At 49.4% G+C, this 18,730-nt stretch carries 13 protein-coding genes and 1 rRNA gene; 5 read left to right on the top strand and 9 right to left on the bottom strand.

Translation table 11 applies throughout. The features are described from left to right. Nucleotides 1–86: ribosomal RNA gene (rrf, locus tag JT719_RS11390) — 5S ribosomal RNA — on the top strand; the annotation flags it as partial. A gap of 243 nt (nucleotides 87–329) precedes the next feature. Here rrf and JT719_RS11385 read toward each other — a convergent pair. From JT719_RS11385 to JT719_RS11360, 6 genes are all read right to left on the bottom strand, one after another. Beyond that, nucleotides 330–1,607 carry a M16 family metallopeptidase gene (locus tag JT719_RS11385; RefSeq protein ID WP_207433188.1) on the bottom strand — a complete coding sequence of 426 codons (1,278 nt, stop codon included), beginning with the start codon at nucleotides 1,605–1,607 and terminating at the stop codon, nucleotides 330–332. A 6-nt stretch (nucleotides 1,608–1,613) separates the two neighbouring features. Further along, nucleotides 1,614–2,780: a type IX secretion system outer membrane channel protein PorV gene (porV, locus tag JT719_RS11380; protein WP_207433187.1), complete on the bottom strand. Its 1,167-nt coding sequence runs from the start codon at nucleotides 2,778–2,780 to the stop codon at nucleotides 1,614–1,616. 28 nt (nucleotides 2,781–2,808) lie between these two features. Then, complete coding sequence (gene porU, locus JT719_RS11375) at nucleotides 2,809–6,663, bottom strand: type IX secretion system sortase PorU (RefSeq protein ID WP_207433186.1); 3,855 nt, start codon at nucleotides 6,661–6,663, stop codon at nucleotides 2,809–2,811. 92 nt (nucleotides 6,664–6,755) lie between these two features. Next, nucleotides 6,756–7,007: a phosphoribosylformylglycinamidine synthase subunit PurS gene (purS, locus tag JT719_RS11370; protein WP_207433185.1), complete on the bottom strand. Its 252-nt coding sequence runs from the start codon at nucleotides 7,005–7,007 to the stop codon at nucleotides 6,756–6,758. Continuing rightward, nucleotides 7,004–7,705: a CDP-diacylglycerol--serine O-phosphatidyltransferase gene (gene pssA / locus JT719_RS11365; RefSeq protein ID WP_207433184.1), complete on the bottom strand. Its 702-nt coding sequence runs from the start codon at nucleotides 7,703–7,705 to the stop codon at nucleotides 7,004–7,006. The genes purS and pssA overlap by 4 nt, the downstream gene beginning before the upstream one ends. Before the next feature lie 40 nt (nucleotides 7,706–7,745). Continuing rightward, the gene (locus JT719_RS11360; protein WP_207433183.1) at nucleotides 7,746–8,396 is read right to left on the bottom strand and encodes an MBL fold metallo-hydrolase; all 651 of its coding nucleotides are present in this window, start codon (nucleotides 8,394–8,396) and stop codon (nucleotides 7,746–7,748) included. A gap of 65 nt (nucleotides 8,397–8,461) precedes the next feature. Here JT719_RS11360 and JT719_RS25210 point away from each other — a divergent pair, with 65 nt between their 5' ends. Both JT719_RS25210 and JT719_RS11355 read left to right on the top strand, forming a co-directional pair. Then, the gene (locus tag JT719_RS25210) at nucleotides 8,462–9,538 is read left to right on the top strand and encodes an NAD(P)/FAD-dependent oxidoreductase (protein WP_242693145.1); all 1,077 of its coding nucleotides are present in this window, start codon (nucleotides 8,462–8,464) and stop codon (nucleotides 9,536–9,538) included. Next, nucleotides 9,535–12,753, top strand: coding sequence for a hypothetical protein (locus tag JT719_RS11355; RefSeq protein ID WP_242693144.1), 3,219 nt, complete (start codon nucleotides 9,535–9,537; stop codon nucleotides 12,751–12,753). The genes JT719_RS25210 and JT719_RS11355 overlap by 4 nt, the downstream gene beginning before the upstream one ends. A gap of 217 nt (nucleotides 12,754–12,970) precedes the next feature. Here JT719_RS11355 and purQ read toward each other — a convergent pair whose 3' ends face one another. Then, the gene (gene purQ / locus JT719_RS11350) at nucleotides 12,971–13,666 is read right to left on the bottom strand and encodes a phosphoribosylformylglycinamidine synthase subunit PurQ (RefSeq protein ID WP_207433182.1); all 696 of its coding nucleotides are present in this window, start codon (nucleotides 13,664–13,666) and stop codon (nucleotides 12,971–12,973) included. Between the two features lie 109 nt (nucleotides 13,667–13,775). Between purQ and JT719_RS11345 the strand changes: the two genes are divergently transcribed. After that, nucleotides 13,776–14,660, top strand: coding sequence for a YicC/YloC family endoribonuclease (locus tag JT719_RS11345; RefSeq protein WP_207433180.1), 885 nt, complete (start codon nucleotides 13,776–13,778; stop codon nucleotides 14,658–14,660). A 53-nt stretch (nucleotides 14,661–14,713) separates the two neighbouring features. Then, nucleotides 14,714–16,831 (top strand): M43 family zinc metalloprotease, encoded by a 2,118-nt coding sequence (locus JT719_RS11340; protein WP_207433178.1) that lies wholly within the window; start codon nucleotides 14,714–14,716, stop codon nucleotides 16,829–16,831. A 205-nt stretch (nucleotides 16,832–17,036) separates the two neighbouring features. On the opposite strand, the gene JT719_RS11335 is transcribed toward JT719_RS11340, so the two are convergent. Both JT719_RS11335 and JT719_RS11330 read right to left on the bottom strand, forming a co-directional pair. Next, entirely contained in the window at nucleotides 17,037–18,314 is a 1,278-nt protein-coding gene (locus JT719_RS11335) for a M28 family metallopeptidase (RefSeq protein WP_207433176.1), read from the bottom strand. A gap of 35 nt (nucleotides 18,315–18,349) precedes the next feature. After that, entirely contained in the window at nucleotides 18,350–18,730 is a 381-nt protein-coding gene (locus JT719_RS11330) for a VanZ family protein (RefSeq protein ID WP_207433175.1), read from the bottom strand.

Raw genomic sequence — 18,730 nt, 5'->3', positions numbered from 1 at the left:
CCTCTTCCCATTCCGAACAGAGAAGTTAAGCCCCGCCGAGCCGATGGTACTGCGGTCACACGCGGGAGAGTAGGTCGCCGCCAACCCCCCTTTATAAAGACGCCCCCCTTCAGAAACGAAGGGGGGCGCTCTGCGTTTATAGGCCCCCGGGGGGAGGGGAATCAGATAGTGTGCCTGGGCTTTGTCGGGCGACTGCTGGTTCTCGGCTTACCCTCTGCTGGGCTGCCTACTATATGGCGCCTAGCCCTTACGTAAAATCCTGTATGATATAAAAGCAAAAGGCCCGTTTAGGAACGGGCCTTTTGCTTTTATATAGTACTTGGTTAGGTTTACTCTATACCCCCTCTTACAACCTTAAGAAGGCTTTCTTCATTGAAATAGGTGTTAGCGACCTCTCTAATTTTCTCGGCTGCAATGGTTTGAAGCTGATTTAGTAAAAACATGTAAAAATCAGGACTGAGACCTAGAAGAACGTTTGATCTGTACCGATCCATTTTATCGAACAGAGTGGCGTGATCTGAAAGGAACTTACCTGAAAGGTGCTTTTTAGCGGTAGTAAGCTCTTCTTCGGAGATTAACTCTGATTTGAGTAGATCCATTTCCTTGGAGATTTCAGCAAGGGTTTCGTTGATCTTATCTCCTTTGATATCTGTGCCTATTGTTAAAACAGATCCTTGTTCTTTGTTCGAGAGTGAAGAATAAATTCCATAAGTGTATCCTTTATCTTCCCTGATATTTTTCATCAATCTGGAGCCAAAATAACCGCCAAATAAGTGATTGAGCAGGTAAAGAGCCGGGTATTCTTCATGGGATGGGCCAATAATAGATTTACCAACCCTTATAGAGGCCTGCATCTGGTTCGCCGTTCTTTCTATCAGTTCACCTGTCTTGGCTTCTACAGAGCTGATGCTTGGTTGCTTATCCTTGCTTCCTGAATTTACTTCAAGAACGGAAAGTACGGCTTTTAGATCTTCCTGTGTTACATCACCTGTTATGAATACTTCCGCATCTGAAAAGGTGTAGGCTGCTTCATGAAAAGCTACTAAATCCTCTATTTCTAAAGCAGCTATATCCTCTTCTTCTATGAAGGTGGCGTAAGGATGGTCTTTTCCATATAGAGCCGTAGTAAAGGCTTCGGTTGCCAAATAGCTGTTTTTCTGTTTATCAACCGCTAAGGTTTGGATTACCCTTTGTTTCATGAGCTCAAACTCTTCTTTTGGGAAAGAAGGGGTTTGTATGATTTCAAAGGTTAGGGGCAACAAGGAGGGAACGAACTTTGAAAGACAATATAAAGTAACAGTTGCCCTATCAAAGCCATGTGATACTTCAAGAGAAGCACCATAGAAATCTACCGCATCAGCAATCTGTTTAGCAGTGCGGGAACTGGTACCTTCTTTGAGCATTTTAGCAGTGAGTGAAGCCACTCCTGCTTTAGGTTGGTACCATTTACCAGCTTTGAAAACAAATTCGATTCTGGTGACTGGTTGAATGCTATTCTGAAAGATATGAACTCTGGCACCTGAGGGAGTAGAAAGAACCTCAGGTGCTATGGAAAGATCAGTAGTAAGCTCTGCAATGGCAGGAGCTACAGAACGGTTAAGAGACATAAGGTATTATTCTGCTGGTTCTGCTCCATCCAATCTGAAATGAAGCGAGAAACGGAGCGTCTGTGCTAATGGGTTATTTTGTTCATTAGGGATTAGGTAGGCAGCATCTACGCCAAATTTCTGATATCTGATGCCTAAGCCCATTGTAAAGTATTTACGGCCTCCTTTTAACTCGTTTTCATAAAAGTAACCAGCCCGGGCCGCAAACATGTTATCATACCAGTACTCCAATCCGGTAGAAACGGTTATCTCTTTTAACTCTTCGCTTCCTCCGCCTGGTGCATCTGTAAAGGATTTAAAGATTCCTGAGAATACGTTGGTTTCATCATTTTCTGCAGGATCATCAGGTCTGGTGTATGGTACCAGGAGTTTGTTACCATCTATTGCCAGAGTAATCTTATTGTATGGATCAAGCTCCATAGTAAAGGCCGTACCTAAGCGCAGGTTAGTAGGAAGGAAGTCTTTTCTACCGGCGGTAGTGTAAGATATTTTACCACCTATGTTAGAGACATTTCCGCCTAGTGCCAGGTTGTAGTTCTTACCACCTATTGCCAGGTCTTTTGTGTAGTAGATACCAAGGTCTACCGCTACAGAGTTACCGGGCTGGGATTCTCCAATGTTAGAACCAGAGACATTTACATTCCCTGATAGGTTTGAGTGAATGAAGCGGGCTCCCACACCTAAGCTTAAATTTTCACTTAATCTCTGACCATAAGCCAGGTTTACGGCATATTCCTTCGGGTTGAAGTTCTGAATAGGGTTACCGGCCGCATCAGTAAAGTTCAACTCCCCTAAATCAAAATAAATCAAAGACAGCGCTAGTGAAGAATTAGCCGTTACTTTCTTATGGGCTGAAAGCTGGCTAAGAGACATGTCATTGACAATCTTAGACAACCAGGGAGTATATGATAAAGAAAGCCCCAGATCTTCTTCTATGAACCCTAGTTTAGCTGAGTTCCAGTAAATAGAATTCGCGTCAGGAGAAATTGCAACTCCGGCATCTCCCATAGCCGCTGAACGGGCATCAGGAGACACAGATAAGAAAGGCACAGCGGTAGTAATGGGTCTATATTCCTGGCTTTGACCAGTAGTGCTTTGCGCCTGCGCCGTAAGCCCGGTGAAAGAGGCAATGAAAAAGGCAAAGAGAGAAGTTCGTAAGGAGTTGCAGTTCATGCGGTATAGGTGGTTGTATCAGGTATAATTATTTAAGTAAAACTAACTTTTCGTAACGAGATGTGCTAGCTCCGTCTTGACGTGAACGTACATTCACTTTATATATATATACGCCTTTTGCTAAAATATCATTGTTTTCATCACGCCCATCCCATGTGAGGTCAGAAAAGTGGGTATTCCCATCGCCAAAGCCGTGCAGAGATTTAACCAGTTTACCTGATACGGTAAAAATCTGAATAAGTATATCTAACTCCTGTCCCGGTCTATTATGATCGAAATGGAAGGTAGTTTTGCTCAGGAATGGATTGGGGATATTGTAGACATGATCCAAGGCCAGCTTCTCTGAAGAAGCTACAATGAACTCAATCTTGGTGGTGCTGGAGTTATTGTGAGTATCCCATGCTTTTAAAGAAAGGGTGTGCGGACCTAAAGAGAGATTCTTGAGGGCATACCGTACTTTTCCAGATTGGTAAGAGTCCACATCGGCGGTATAGAACTCATTGAGAATAATAGGGTCAGAAGAGTTCTCATCCAGAATAGCCGTGATCTCATGGCCTATCCCCGCTCCGGCGGTATTAATCCCATTGTCATCAAACAAATGAGCCAGTAACGTAGCATCGTTACCTGTAATTCCTCCGGTTACAAAGGATTCGTCATTCATGTAAAGTTGTAACTGAGGAGGCGTGTTATCTGCGGCTACATCGGGGTTGGCACCACCTACCGGAACCAGAGTAGCGCCATGGCCATCTAATGTAGAGGAAGACGCATACAAATGAATACTACCGTCGCCAATTTGATAGTTGATGTCTTTGGGTACCACTAAGGTCACCTCAAACACGCCGTTCTTCACCGAGGCTAATCCGTCATACAACACATTGTTGCGGTTCATGACCTGCTGTTTGGGGTTCTGATCTCCCAGAGTGGTGAGGCTTGCCCGTTTATCATAGACGGTGATGTGTACCTGGCCCTGGAAGTCTGAGGCTACCTGTTGTTGACTGGTTCTTACAAGCCCTTCTAACTTAATGGTGGAAAGAGCTTTGAGGGTGTCAGAGGAAGCGGCAGAAAAAGGCTTGCCATTTAGTTTTGAAAGAACTACCTCCAGGTTGGGGTAAGCCAGTTTCATGGAAGGATCACCCAATAACGCGAAGTTCCGGTTATTCACCCCAAACAAGCTTGCGTTTTTGGTCTTGTTCATCAAAACTCCTAAAGTAGGCATAGAGCCATTGTCTAAGGGTTTGAACAGGTAGTTAAAGAAGTTGGTGTTCAAGGCGCGGTTACCATCTGAGTAAACCGGACGGGTAGTGGTGAGCAGCCCCACGGCACCGCCTTCTGGGTGAAACAAGGCCGTCTCGGCCCCGGAGTTTCGCCTTGGGTCATCATAGCGGCCAAACTCGCAGGTAGCCGTTAGAAAGAACGTCAGTTTATTGGCGTTCTTCCAACTCTGAATCTCGCTGATAGTCAGAATTTGCTCATCCGCCAGACTTAAAGCATTACCGTGGCCGGTATAATTGGTGACTAGGGCCCCTTTTTCAATGTTCTCACGGAGCGCCTGGTTGGTCTCAGGAGATCGCTGTCCGTTTGGCACTGATATCTGGGGGTAAAGATCCAGGTACAGCTTTTGGGGTAGATAAGCCGAGAAGCTTCTTTCAACAAACTCCGCCAGGTAATCGGCATCGTTCAGGTGTTCGTTGGTGTCTCCGTCATCGGCCAGGAAAATCAGGCGTTTCCGCCAGTTGCCTAAGGTTTGATCGCTTTCGTACCGGATGATTTTGTCAATGAGCAGATCGGCCTCAGAGCTGTTTTTAACCGGCAGCCGGCCAATGCCCACATCCAGGCGATGGGCCAACGAGAAATCTATTTCAGACCATTCCCCTTCTTCGTCGTCCAGAAACCCGATGTAGTCATCTGAAGAATAAGACAAAATAGGATCCAGAGACTGACGGGACTGGTAAATGGGAATGAAATTGGTGTTTTGCTGCAGTCTGTTTTTGGGGTCAAAAGACGCATCTCCCAGCAAAACTACCTGTATCAGGTCATCGCCTTGTTTACGGCTTCGTTCATGCAGCATTTTCAGAAAATCACGAATGGCGGTGATGTCTTGCTTACCAGAAGAGAATTCCTCGTAAATCTGCGACAACGGCACAACTTCAACCTGCAGGCCGGTGCGGGTGCGTCTGTGGTTAGCCAGGCGCTGGGCCTGTTGAATAAAGCCGTACGGGGCAATTACCACCAGATCCAGTTTGCCGTCTAAGTTGAGGCTATGCAGGTTTTGGTTGGAAACTTTCGTGATAAAGGTAGGAGCAGGAAACGCAGAGCCCTGGAAGGCTATATACTCCCGCAACTGCTGGCTGTTTGCTGAGAAAAGGGCTGATCCGTTGGTATTGGTAGTGAGTTGCCGCAAAGGCTTAAGCGGGTCTGTCACATCCCACACCTGGGCATCTGCCGCTACGCCGGCAATCTGGAAAGTACTCACCGGATTCTGCAGACTGGCCAACGACCTGAAGCTGGTTTGATTCCCGAAAAGCTTTAATTGCCGTTGTGCCGCAATAGTATAATAATTGAGGTAACCGGCCGCCGAGGAACTGTTACCCGGCTGATAGGTGTAGGAAAGCCTTAATTCATTGGTATAGCCCAACGCAGTAAGGTTGGGCGAGAAATGAAGGACATGATTTACTCCTTGTGGGTGGTAATTGAAGGAGCCCCGGCCACTGATAGAGTGCGTTCCTAAGGCAGATCCGTTGAGCTGAACCGCAAAAGAACTGCTTTCCGGTGAGTTCGCCATGACCGCAGAAGTTACCCAAACGGTGCTGTTGGGCAGTAGATCCGTCGCCGAAATTGGGAAAGATTGCTGCAACGCAAAGGCGTTGAACTCCTCGCCGTACCATTCGCGGCCGGAGTTTACCATGTTCCGGAGGTCCGCTTCGTGAAACCAGCGCTCGTCATAGGAACTGATCACCGGGAAAGAACCTGCCTGAGAGTTCTGTTGGCTCACCCTAAGCCCTGCCGAGGAACCTACCGTTAAGTAGTAGTAAGTAGTATCACTGTACAGGTTAAGTGAATGCACAAAGGGCGTTTGCCCCACCGCTGGGTTTACCGCCCAGGTATGCGGCCCTTGCCCGTAAAAGAGGATATAATCATTGGCATCAAAGCTACCGTCTTGCTCACCTTCCACCCAAATGGCGTTTTCCACCAGATCATCGGGCCGAGGAGCGGAGTTTGCCTGGGGGAGCATCTTCCCGCCATTGCCATACAAACGCAGATTTCTAGGGTTAAGGCCCTGTAGGTTCACGCCCATGGCCTGCAACGCGGCCCTGTCCAGTTTGTACATGCCGGAGCTGGGAACGCCAATCTTAAACCAATCGCCGGAGGCCAGAACCGAACGGGAAGCAAAGGTGCGGAGGGCCGAGGGTTGCCCGGGTGCTTTGCGGGCGTTGCTGCCCGTGCTGTACCGGTAACTGAAGTTTAGCAGCTTCTCAACCTGGCCGGTTTGTGGATTTATTCTGAACGGCTGAAACACTACCACAGAATGGGGCACCCGGTTAGCCGTACCCGCGCTGATGGAAGTCTGAAGTTCCGTTTCCAGGCCCTTTTTAGGAAAGGAGCGCAATTCTGCCGCAGAAAGCGGGGCAAACTCCAGATGGGTGAACTCAAAAGACGTGACCCTTACCTGAGGGATTGAAAGCACATAGTAAGGAATCTCCTCTCTTCCGTGGAAGGATGCTTCCTCAAAAACCGGAATGGAGGAAGAGGCCAGAGTTCCGGCAGAGGATGTAGGAGGAACTGCCCGCCACGTAATGGAGCGGGTATCCTGTGTTTGAGCCCAGGCAGTAGCGGCAGCCACGCAAAAGCCTGCCGCCAGAAGAAGCTTTCTTACAAGATGCATGAACGCGGATAAAGTGGCTACTCCGCAACACAGTCCCCCACTCATAGGTTCTCAGCCCCTGGAACCGGGGCCGGAACCTCTATGGTTGAAATCTATTTGGCTGTGAGACGGTAAGAAAAAGATTCCATAATCATGTTGGCCAGCAATTTCTTACAAGCCTCTTCTACTTTCTGGGCAGCAGCGGTTTCGTCTTCCGCCTCTAACTGTAAACGAATATGTTTGCCAATTCTTACATCAGAAACCTGCTCCAGGCCTAAATGTTCCAAACCTAACATCACGGCCTTTCCTTGCGGGTCAAGTAGTTCTGCATGGGGCATGATATCGATTTCGGCGGTGAATTTCATAAAGTAGAAGGTTTAAAAAGAGATAAAATAATATAAAGCGCTATGTTCAGCGGAATTGCGGTAAAGTTAAGCGCCGCAAATAAAAGAACCGAAAGTCCCATGAAAATAAACCGGATTTGGTTTCCTTTCCAGGCGAAGTTCTTGAACTTAAGCGCAAACAGGGGCAGCTCGGCCACCAGTAGAAACGAAAACAGCAGCGTAATACCCAGCAGCACAAACGGGTTCAGAATCACCTGCGACAACCCAAAATCATCATTAGACAAAATAAGCGGCAAGGAAATTACAAACATGGTACAGGCCGGCGTGGGCACTCCAATGAAGGAAGAGATCTGCCGGGTATCAATGTTGAATTTGGCCAGCCTGAGTGCCGAGAAGATGGTGATGATAAAGCCTGCGTAGGCAACATACCCCGGCAAGCCAATGGTGCTGTTCTCCAGTGTTTGGCTCAGCAGCTGGCTCATCATGGCTCCGGGCAGCACGCCAAAGGAAACCATATCGGCCAGGGAATCCAGTTGCTTGCCAATCTCTGAGTAGGTGTTAAGCACGCGGGCCACCATGCCATCCATGAAATCAAGGGCGGCAGCTACCACCACCAGGTACGCGGCAGTAACCAGGTCTTGCTGAAACACCGATACAATGGCAAGGCAACCGCAGAGAAGGTTAAGGCAGGTAATGAAATTGGGAATGTTTTTCTTCATGTCTTCTGTAAAAATCTGTTTTGAGGCTGTTTTAGGAGAATCAGCTCAAAAACGGATTACCGGCTTTTTCTTCCCCAATGGTGGTAGAGGGGCCGTGGCCCGGATGCACGGTCACGTCATCTGGGAGGGTGAATAACTTGGTTCTGATGCTCTGGATAAGCGTATTGAAATCTCCGCCGGGCAGATCCGTACGACCGATGCTGCGGTGGAAGAGCACATCGCCGCCCACCAGGTTCTTGCTTTCTTTGTGGTAGAACACCACGTGGCCGGGCGCGTGGCCGGGCGTGAACAGCACCTCCAGTTCAGTCTCCCCGAAGCGCACGTTTTCGCCCTCTTTCAGGAATTTCTCAGGTAAAACCTCCTGATACTGCGGAAAACCATAGGCCGCAGAATAGGTAGGCACCGCCCGCAGAACCGGCAGATCCTCTTCATGGATCTCCAGCGGCACCCCGTAGGTATCGGCCACAAACCTGTTGCCCAGCACATGGTCAATGTGGCAATGGGTGTTCAGCAAACGCACTACTTTCAACCCTTCGGCCTGGATGAACTCCTTCAGTTCCTGCTGCTCCTGTCTATCGGCGCAGCCGGGGTCAATGACCACGCACTCTTTGGTTTGGTCATAGAGCACATAGGTGTTTTCTTCAAAAGGATTGAACGTAAAGCTTTTTAGCCGAAGACCAGTGGCAGACATGGGGTGTATCTTTTTTTGCAGGCTCTAAGTTACAGAATTCAGCGGCACAAGCTGTACCTTAGGGCATGAATTATGATTATCTGGTAGTAGGACACGGCCTGGCCGGCGCAATTTTGACCTGTTTTCTGGAAAAAAGCGGGAAAACGGTAGTGGTGTTTGATGTGCCCAAAGAGAACGCCGCCTCCCGGGTGGCGGCGGGCTTGATCAACCCGGTAGCGGGCAAACGGTTTGCCAAAAGCTGGCAGGTAGATGCGTTTCTGCCCGCGGCCAAGGCGTTTTACCAGGAGATGGAAGAGCGCTACCAAGTCCCGTTATTCCACCAGAAACCCATCCTCAAACTTTTCTCCACCCCCGAGGAGCAAAATAATTGGATGGGAAAAAGCACAAATTCCGCTTGGGAAGGTTATATTGAGACCACGCATCTGCAACTCCCACCCTCTGATTACGTTCATCAGGAATTAGGGGGCTTGCTGATCCAGCAGGGCGGGTATGTGGCGCTGCGGACCTTTTTGCAGGCCCGGGAAGAAGACCTGCAGAGGCGTAATTTGCTGCGGACCGATGCCTTTGACATTTCACAGCTGGAGCTGCTGCCGGAGGGTGTGCGTTACCAGGACGTGCAGGCCCGTAAGATCATCTTCTGCGAGGGAGCCCAAGGAGCCAGCAATCCGTTTTTTTCCTGGCTGCCGTTCTCGCTGAACAAAGGCGAAATTTTAGACATAAATGTGCCCGATTTTGAGGCTTCATATATCTATAATAAAGCAGTTTACGTTGTGCCTTTAGGACAATCTCACTACCGGGTGGGCGCCACGTACAACTGGCGGGAAGTAAACGAAGAGCTAACACCAGACGGAAAGGAAGAACTTACTTCTAAAGTGCAGGACATTCTGAAGAAACCATTCACCGTGACAAAACAGTACGTGGGCATCAGGCCGGCGGTCAGGGACCGGAAACCCTTGGTAGGGCTCCACCCCCAGCACCCGCAGGTAGGCATCTTCAATGGCATGGGATCTAAAGGAGTATTGATGGCACCGTTGCTGGCACAGCAGTTTATCTTGGCATTGGAGCAGGGCGCGCCGTTGTGGCCAGAGGTGAGTATTGCCCGGTATCAATCATTATTTTCAGCATCTACGTCAAACACATGAGTCAACTCTCTACTCGCTTCTTACATGTATGCCGGTTAATGTTGTTGCTTCTGGGCTTGGGAGCGCCTGCGTTAACGTTTGGCCAGGCTACTGCCCCAGATGACTTTGGGCAGAACCGCATCCAGTACAAGCGGTTCATCTGGCAGTACTACAGCACCCAGAACTTCAACATCTACTTCTCGCAGGACGGGCGCGAACTGGCCCGCCACGCCGCCGAGCACGCTGAGAAGGAACTGAAAAGAATCACCTCGCTTATTGGGTACTATCCTTACTCCAAGATCACCATCATTCTGTACAACTCTGTTTCAGACATGAAGCAGAGCAACATTGGCCTCATTGATGACCCGTACAAAGGCGGCAACGATGCCTTGTTTGTGAAAAGTAAGATTGAGGTGGCCTTTGAAGGCTCGCAGACCGAGCTGAAGCGCCAGATGACCTACCGTATCTCTGAACTTCTGCTCTCAGACATGATGTACGGCGGCAGCCTGAAGGAAGTGATCCAGAGCAATTACCTGCTGCGCCTGCCCGAGTGGTTTGTGTCCGGCGCCTCGGCGTACCTGGCCGAAGGCTGGAGCGTGGAAATGGACGACTATTTACGCGACATGATCCAGAAAACAGGCGGAAAACGCTCAGATCCGTTGTTCGCCCGTAACCAGCGCCTCACCGGCCAGGCCATCTGGAACTACATCACCGAACGGCACGGAACCTCGGCCATCCAGAACATCCTCAACCTGACCCGCATCACCCGCGACATTGAGGTGGGGATTGCCAGCAGCCTGAACATGCCCTACAAGCGGTTCATGCGCGACTGGTTTGCCTACTACACCCAGATGAACACCTTTGCCGAGGGCTCTTTGGTTACTCCTAACAAAGACAACAAGATCAAGAAGTCTAACGCCCGTAACTTCCTGTATACGCAACCTTCGTTAAGCCCTGGCGGACAAAAACTGGCGTACGCCATTTATGACCGAGGCGCTTACAAAGTGTACGTGCGCGATCTGGCCTCTAGAAACCAGAAAATGGTTTATCGCGGCGGTTACAAAATGCCTAACCAGGAGGTGGACCGCACGGTGCCTTTGTTATCCTGGCGCTCAGAGTCGCAGTTGGCCATTTCAGATGTAAGAAGAGGCAAGCTACAGGTAAAATTACAGGCACCTACTAAACGGTACATACCAGGGGTGGCCACCATCAAAGGTTTGCTGGGTAAGACGAACAATGTGCTGAATCTAAATGCCTACAGCCAGATCACCGGATTTGATTTCTCTGAAAATGGGGAGTTCATGGTGATCAGTGCCGTAAAAGATGGCCAGAGCGATTTGTTCCTGTACCGCAACGGCCGCATAGTACGCCAGCTCACCAATGACATTTTTGACGATCTGGATCCTTCTTTCCTGCCAGGTACTGGTAACCGCATTGTGTTTAGCTCTAACCGGTACGCCGATTCCCTGCAGTCCAGCAGAGGAAAGTTCGCCTCGGTGACCAACAACTATGACATTTACCTCTTTGATCCTACCAATACCCAGAGCCGTTTCTGGCAGTTGACCTACACACCCTCCAACGAAACCTTGCCGATTGGTCTGGCCGAGGACGAAATCATGTACGTGGGAGAGGAAACGGGTATCCGGTCGCTTTTCCGCCACAACATTAAAACCGGCGTGATCAACCGGGTAACTGATTTCAGACAGAACATCAAGGCTTATGACTACAACGTACGTACGGGTAACCTCACTTTCGTAGCCAATGACAGAGCCAAGGAATATCTGTATTGGTATCCTAACTCACCTCTGAACTCCGTAGCGCAGGCTGGGTTCAAAACCAAGCGCCAGGAAGTGCTGGAAGGCCACCTGCAGCGTCGTATCCAGCAGGAGAACGCCCGCATTGCTGCAGCCGTGGCGGCCAAAGCCACCGCAGATTCTCTGGCGGCAGCCCGGGCTGCCCTGGCGCAGGATAGCACCCTGCGCGACAGTACTACCGCTACGCAAGCCCAGGCACCAGCCAGAACACAACCTACCACTCCTGCCAGATCCAGAACCATTCTGGCCATGAACCAGCCAGATTCTTTGGTGCTGAATTATCCTAAACCGTATGACCTGCGGTTTGGCGTGAACAACCTCATTACCTCCATCTACGCAGACCCATTACTGGGCTTCGGGTTTGTAATGGAAGTGGGCATGGCCGATTTGTTTGAGGATTACCGCATCAGAGGAGGGGTTTTCGCCTTGACCGATCTGCAGACCACCAACTTCTACGCTGAGTACTCTAACCTGAAGAACCGCTATGATTACCGCGTAGGTTATCAGAAACAAAGCGTTTACCTGACCGATGGAGCCGCTATCCGCCGTTTAGGCAAGCATGAAGTTCTGCCGGCTTTCAGCTACCCGTTAACCAACGCGCTCAGCGTGAAAGTGCTGCCCCGTTTCTCCAACATCCGCTACACCGTAATTGAGAACTTCTCTGAACCAGACCTGGTCCTGAACTTTGCCGGGATAGGCGGGGAGTTGGTGTATGACAAGTCAGTGGTGACCGGTATGAACATGCGCGAAGGTACCCGCATGAAAGTGGGTATCACCAGAATGTACGGTTTGGATAACGCAGACACCGGCTTTGGCAAGTTCTACGTTGATTTACGCCACTACCAGAAAATTCACCGCGAGTTTATCTGGGCAAACCGGTTAAGCTACGGCCAGTCCTTCGGGCCTTCGCCTAAGAAATACCTGTTAGGTGGGGTAAACAACTGGATAGGAGCTTCTGAAGACAGCGTGAACGTGTATGATGTAAGCTCCACTCCGGCCGATTTCTTCTATCTGGAGTTCGCTACGCCATTGCGCGGCTTCAACTACAATGCCCGGAATGGTAGCAGGTATGTGCTCTGGAACTCAGAGCTGCGTTTGCCGGTGTTCCAGTATTTGTTTGAGGGCCCTATCAACTCAGGTTTCTTCCGGAACCTGCAATTGGTTGGCTTCTTTGATGCCGGTACTGCCTACAACAGTGGTAACCCGTTCAGCGATGACAACTCTGTGAATACCCAGCCGGTGCCGCGCCCGCCGTTTGAAGTGATTGTGCGTAACTTCCGTAACCCGTTCATGTATGGCTACGGGTTAGGGGCCCGCACTACATTGCTAGGCGTCTATGGCCGGTTTGACGTGGCCTGGGGCGAGAAAGATTTAAGACGCGAAGGACCTAAATTCTACTTCTCCATGGGCTATGACTTCTAATAGCCTGTAGGAGTAAAACCTACTTGTTTTAGCTTTAATTTCCCTAAAATGGCCTGAAAACAGAAAGCCTCCTTCTTGCGGAAGGAGGCTTTCTGTTTTTTTGATAGAGCTCAAGACAAACGGAAATTGGCTTCTTTAAAGCTCTTACCCAACTTAAAAAGAAGAGGCTCCTTCTCTCATGAAGGAGCCTCTTCTTTTTATAACAAAGATTAAGTGCTTACGCCTGTACGGTTGCCTGTAAAAGCGACTCAAACATTAAGCGACCATCGGTGTTATTTAAGTCTGGATCAACGGCTCTCTCTGGGTGAGGCATCATGCCAAACACGTTTTTGTTTTTGTTGGATACCCCGGCAATGTTGAGCAAGCTACCGTTGCAGTTGCAGTACTCATTTACCTCGCCGTTGGCATCGCAGTAACGGAACATGATCTGGCCATTGTCTTCCAGTTGCTTCAGGGTATCGGCATCGGCGTGGAAACGGCCTTCTCCGTGGGCAATCGGAATTTGGTAAGCTTTGCCGGGCTCCAGTAAAGCGGTAGGCAGCGCCTCTGTATTTTCAGGAGTAATGTATACGTTCTGGCAGATGAACTGCTGGCTTGTGTTCCGAAGCAGAGCTCCTGGCAGCAGGCCGGCTTCCGTCAAAATCTGGAACCCGTTGCAGATACCCCAAACGTATCCGCCGGAGTTAGCAAACTTCACTACTTCCTGCATAATGGGGGAGAACCGGGCAATAGCGCCGGAACGCAGATAGTCACCATAAGAGAAACCTCCTGGCAGCACTATGAAATCACAGTTCTGCAAATCATGCTCTTTGTGCCAAAGACGTACAACTTCCTGCTGAGTGGTGTGTTGTAAGGCATCAATAACATCCTGGTCACAGTTGGACCCTGGGAAAACGACAACTCCAAATTTCATAGGACAAAGATAAAGAAAATACCTAAGGGTTCTTAGGAAGCCGCCCCTAAGATAGAGAGAGTGCCGCTTTTTTTATAAATTTACTTTTTACCATTTTATATTACGCCTTATGCTATTATCCATGACCGGGTTTGGGTCTGCCCAATTAGAGACCGATGCCTACACGGTCAGCATTGAGCTGAAATCGCTTAACTCTAAATCTCTGGACCTGAGCCTGCGGATTCCGCGCGGGTTATCTGATAAAGAACTGGAAATACGGAACATCATCAGCAAAAGCCTGGTCAGGGGAAAGATAAACCTTACCATTGAGGTCAGCAGGAACAAAGCCAACGCCACCCGCAGCAAGATCAACACAGAACTCCTGAAACAGTACTACCAGGAGCTGGAGCAAGCCGCCACCGCGTTGAACGCCCCCACCCAGGATCTGTTCCGGCTGGCTTTGCACATGCCAGATGTGTTGCAGACCGAGGCCGCCGATGAGCCCAAAACCGAGGAAGTAGCCTGGGAGCAGGTAGCCCCTTTATTGACGCAAGCCATCCATAATTTCAACACGTTCCGGGCCGATGAAGGCAAGGCTTTGACAAACGAAATCGTTTCCTACATAGACCGCATCCGGATTCTGCTGGCCGAAGTTGACAAACACGATCCTACCCGGGTAGAGCACATCCGGCAGCGCATCCAGGGGCATTTGCAGGAGATCAGTTCCTCTGAGGCTTTCAACCAGAACCGCTTTGAGCAGGAAATGATTTACTACATTGAGAAGCTAGACATTGCCGAAGAAAAAGTACGCCTGGTGAACCACCTGCACTACTTTACTGAGACCGTGTATTTGCCAGAGCCAACCGGAAAGAAACTGGCGTTCATTTCTCAGGAAATAGGCCGCGAAATCAACACCATTGGGTCTAAAGCAAACGATGCTACCATCCAGCATTTGGTGGTGGAGATGAAGGAAGAACTGGAAAAAATCAAAGAGCAGCTAAACAACATCTTGTAGCCATCTGTTTTTGGTCTGCTTTCTAAAAATCACCCATAAAACGTGCAGAACCTATGTCCCGAAAACTACTAGCTGTTCTTTTCCTTTTTCTTTTGGGAATAAGCGAAATCTTTGCCCAAGGCCGCTCCTGCGGTACTATGGAGTATGTGCAACAACTGGAGCGCGAAACTCCAAACCTACGCGTGAAACTTCAGCAGCAGGCCAGACAAGCATCTACTACGGGCGTGAAGTACGGCCGTAATGGAGAGCAGCCGCTGGGGCAGGTGGTAACTATTCCGGTAGTAGTGCACGTGGTGTATTTCAACAACCAGATGAACATCTCAGATGCGCAGATCCAATCCCAGATCAACGTGCTGAACAAAGACTTCCGGAGGCTGAACACCGATGCGAATAAAACACCCGAACTGTTCAAGAACCTTGCGGCTGATACTGAAATTGAGTTCTGTCTGGCAAAACAAGATCCCAATGGGGAGCCTACTACCGGCATTACTCGCACCAGAACTTCTGTTACTGCTTTTGAAATTGGAGACAACAAAATAAAGTTTTCAAGCACCAACGGGAAAGATGCTTGGGACACTAAGCGGTACCTGAATATTTGGGTAGGTAGACTAAATACCAGGGAAAGCATACTTGGGTATGCGCAGTTTCCCAACTCAGGACCAGTAACCACAGACGGAGTAGTTATTGATTACAGGTACTTTGGAACAACCGGAGCGGTAACAGCCCCTTACAATTTAGGCCGTACTGCTACCCATGAAGTTGGCCATTGGCTCAATCTTTTCCACATTTGGGGTGACGCAGACTGCGGCGATGACCAAGTAGGGGATACTCCAACGCAACAGGAAGCAAACAACGGTTGTCCTACCTTCCCGCACTCTACCTGTAATAACACCAGTGACATGTTCATGAACTATATGGACTACACAGATGATGCCTGCATGAACATGTTCACCAAAGGGCAAAAAGATGTTATGCATCATGCAATCAACACATATAGGTCTGGCTTACTTACATCAAAAGGTTGTGAAACAGTGCAAGTGCCAGGCTTAGATGCTGCGCTACTACAGATAAATTCGCCGCAAAGCGTACTTTGTGCCAATGCCTTTACTCCGGCAATAGTCCTGCGTAACCGAGGAACTCAAACACTTACTTCTGCGCAGATCCAATATAAGATTGACAACGGAACAACTCAGACTTTTGACTGGACAGGTTCTTTGGCGTCCTTCCAGAGTGCTACTCTTACAATTCCTGAGCTAACTGTAGCCAACGGAGCGCATACCATTACTTTCAGCATTACTTCCAGAAATAATGCTGTAACAGATGCCAACGCCTCAAATGATGCTCTGTCCACTTCCTTCCAGGTGCAAGGCAGTCCTCTGCCGCTGCAGGAAGGGTTTGAAAGTGCTACGTTCCCGCCAACGGGTTGGGCAATCAATAATCCAGATAGCGACCTTACATGGCAGCGCACTACTCTTGCCGCTAAGTCTGGCAGCGCATCTGCCTTCATGCGTAACAAGGAATACAGCGCAAACGGCTTAGTGGATGAACTGCTGTTGCCACCATTAGATTTGACCAGCCGTACGTCGCCAAAACTTACCTTCCAATTAGCGTATGCTTTGTACTCAGAAACCGAATTTTCTGATACATTGGAAGTGTGGGTATCTACCAACTGCGGAAGCTCTTACCAGCGCTTGTACCAAAAGGCTGGCCAAGCCTTGACAACTACTACTCCTTATTTTACCAAGGAAGAGTTTATACCAACCGCTTCGCAGTGGAGGTTGGAAACTGTTAACCTGGCAAGTTTTGCTTCAGCTAAAACAGTGCTCATCAAGTTCCGGCATGTGACGGATTTCGAGAACAACCTCTACTTGGATGATGTAAAAGTTGACGGTGATCCATTGGGGGCAGAAGAGGATATTGCCCTGCGGGCTCTACAAGTCGCACCAAACCCAACTACCGGTACCGTGTTCATATCTTCTTCTGAAGCCACCATTTCTAGCATTCAGGTGTGCGATGCGGTAGGAAAAGTGTTGCAGGAGGTAACTTCTCCAAAGCATGTGAGAAGCCAACCCATTCAGCTTTCTATCAATTCGAAGGTTAACGGTATCTACCTCATTAGAATGACTACCGATAAAGGGGTGGTAGTTCGGCGGGTGATGCTTCAACAATAACGTACATTGTTTCCATTACTATGCAAAAGCCTCACTCTGTATTCAGGAGTGAGGCTTTTGCGTGTTCAAAGGAATTATTTAAATGGCCAGTTTTATAACTAGTTTCTATAACTCAATTGTTCAAGATACCAGTTTCATCTGCATCTGAGAGTAGCATTTTAGAGCAGTTTCCATGAAAACAGTTCTGAAACGCCTGCACCTAGCACTATAGATTTTTGATGAATACCTGGATCAGAGCCATTACTTCTTTGAACTTGGTAAGCGGTAGCGTTTCGGCTTTGTCATTGGGGTGGTGGTACTCAGTGGTGGTGCCGCCTAAGGTGTAAAAGAAGAACGCCGGTACGCCTTTCTCAGAGAAGAAATAATGGTCTGAATTGGCGGCTTTGCCTCTGCTTTTAATCTGCGGAAGGTATTGGTGCTGTTGATTCAGTTGTTGCAGCAGGGCGAATTGTTTGGGGAAGACACTGCCGTTTACCACCATCAGGCCATCTTCTCCGGTGCTCATCAGATCCAGGTTCAGCAGGAACTTGATGTTGCCTAAGGGGAAGAGCGGATTTTCGGTGTAGAAACGGGAACCCACCAAGCCAGCTTCTTCGCCCGCGAAGGCCATAAACGCAATGGAATAAGCTGGCGCGTTCTGGGGTTGGGCGTACCACCGGGCCAGTTCTAAGAGCATGGCGGTACCACTGGCATTGTCATGGGCGCCGGGGAAGTATAGCTCTTTGCCTTGGTGCCCCAAATGATCATAATGGGCGGTGATGACCACAAAAGAATCTGGCTTGACTTTGCCGGGTATAAACCCAATCACGTTTTGGCTTTTGTAGTTTGGTTCCAGACGGGCATCTACCGTATAACTAACCTTTTTGGCGTTGACCGGCCAGGCTTTTTCCAGCACTTCCAGCACCGGAAAAGGAAGCTGTTCGCCGCGTACCGTGCCCATCAGTTTGGGGCCTTTTTGCCGCACTATCACACCCGCAATACTTCTGAGCTGTGGCTGAAATGGCTCGGGTAAAGACAGCAATTGCTGGAAATGCCGCTGATGCACTACCAATACCTTATTACGGAGATTATTGGTGAGGAATTGCTGCGCCACGTCTACGTCCTGCAAAATGAGGGTATCTATCTCGTAAACCTTGCCTTCGCCTTTTCCCGGGCCGGTGGCACCATGGGCAAGAAAGTCCACGCCCGGTGTCAGGGCTTTGCCGTCAATTTGCAAACTGAGCCGATTATCCAGGATGTTGATGGGCAGCGTGAACGGCTGCTGATAGCCTGGGGTGAACGGGCGCAAGCCTATGGCCGCAAACTCTTTCTGCAGGTAACTGGCGGCAATGCTATCCCCTTTGAAGGCGTAGCCCCGGCCGTGCAGGGCAGGGGAAGAAAGAGTAGAAATGGTTTGCCTTACCTGCGCCATATCCTGGGCCTGGCTGGTGAGGCATATTAGTAAAAGAACAAGGCAGGTAAATAGCCGATGGGCCCGTAACATAAAGCGTCTTTTAGGTCTGATTTCCTGAAAATAGCCTAAAAACGGCGAGGAATCAAAACCCAGATGCCCAGGCCAAAGAAGCAGCCAATGGTGTTGCTGATGGCATCAACCGGATCTGCCTGGCGGCCTAAGCCCATGGAACCCTGCAGGATCTCTACCAGGATGCCGAAGAACACCACAAAAAGGAAAGAATAGGTAACAAGCCGCCTGCTGAGCAAAACGGAGGGATCGCGCAGGAACCCGAAGAGAAGGAGAAGCAGCTGAACCCCGAAGAGAATGGCATGCACCAGGGTATCAACGGTGATAAAGTCCCAGTCAGGACCGGGTGGTAACGCCTGGGCGGGCAGTAAAGTCAATACCAGAATGACCACTGCCCACCCCAGCGCCAGTGCATAATATGCAAAACGCACTGCCAT

Origin of the sequence: Sabulibacter ruber, from assembly GCF_017355955.1 — a bacterium.
GTDB classification, from domain to species: Bacteria; Bacteroidota; Bacteroidia; order Cytophagales; family Hymenobacteraceae; genus Nibribacter; species Nibribacter ruber_A.
Note: the sequence above shows the minus strand (reverse complement) of the source record. Positions and strands in the feature narration are given on the sequence as shown.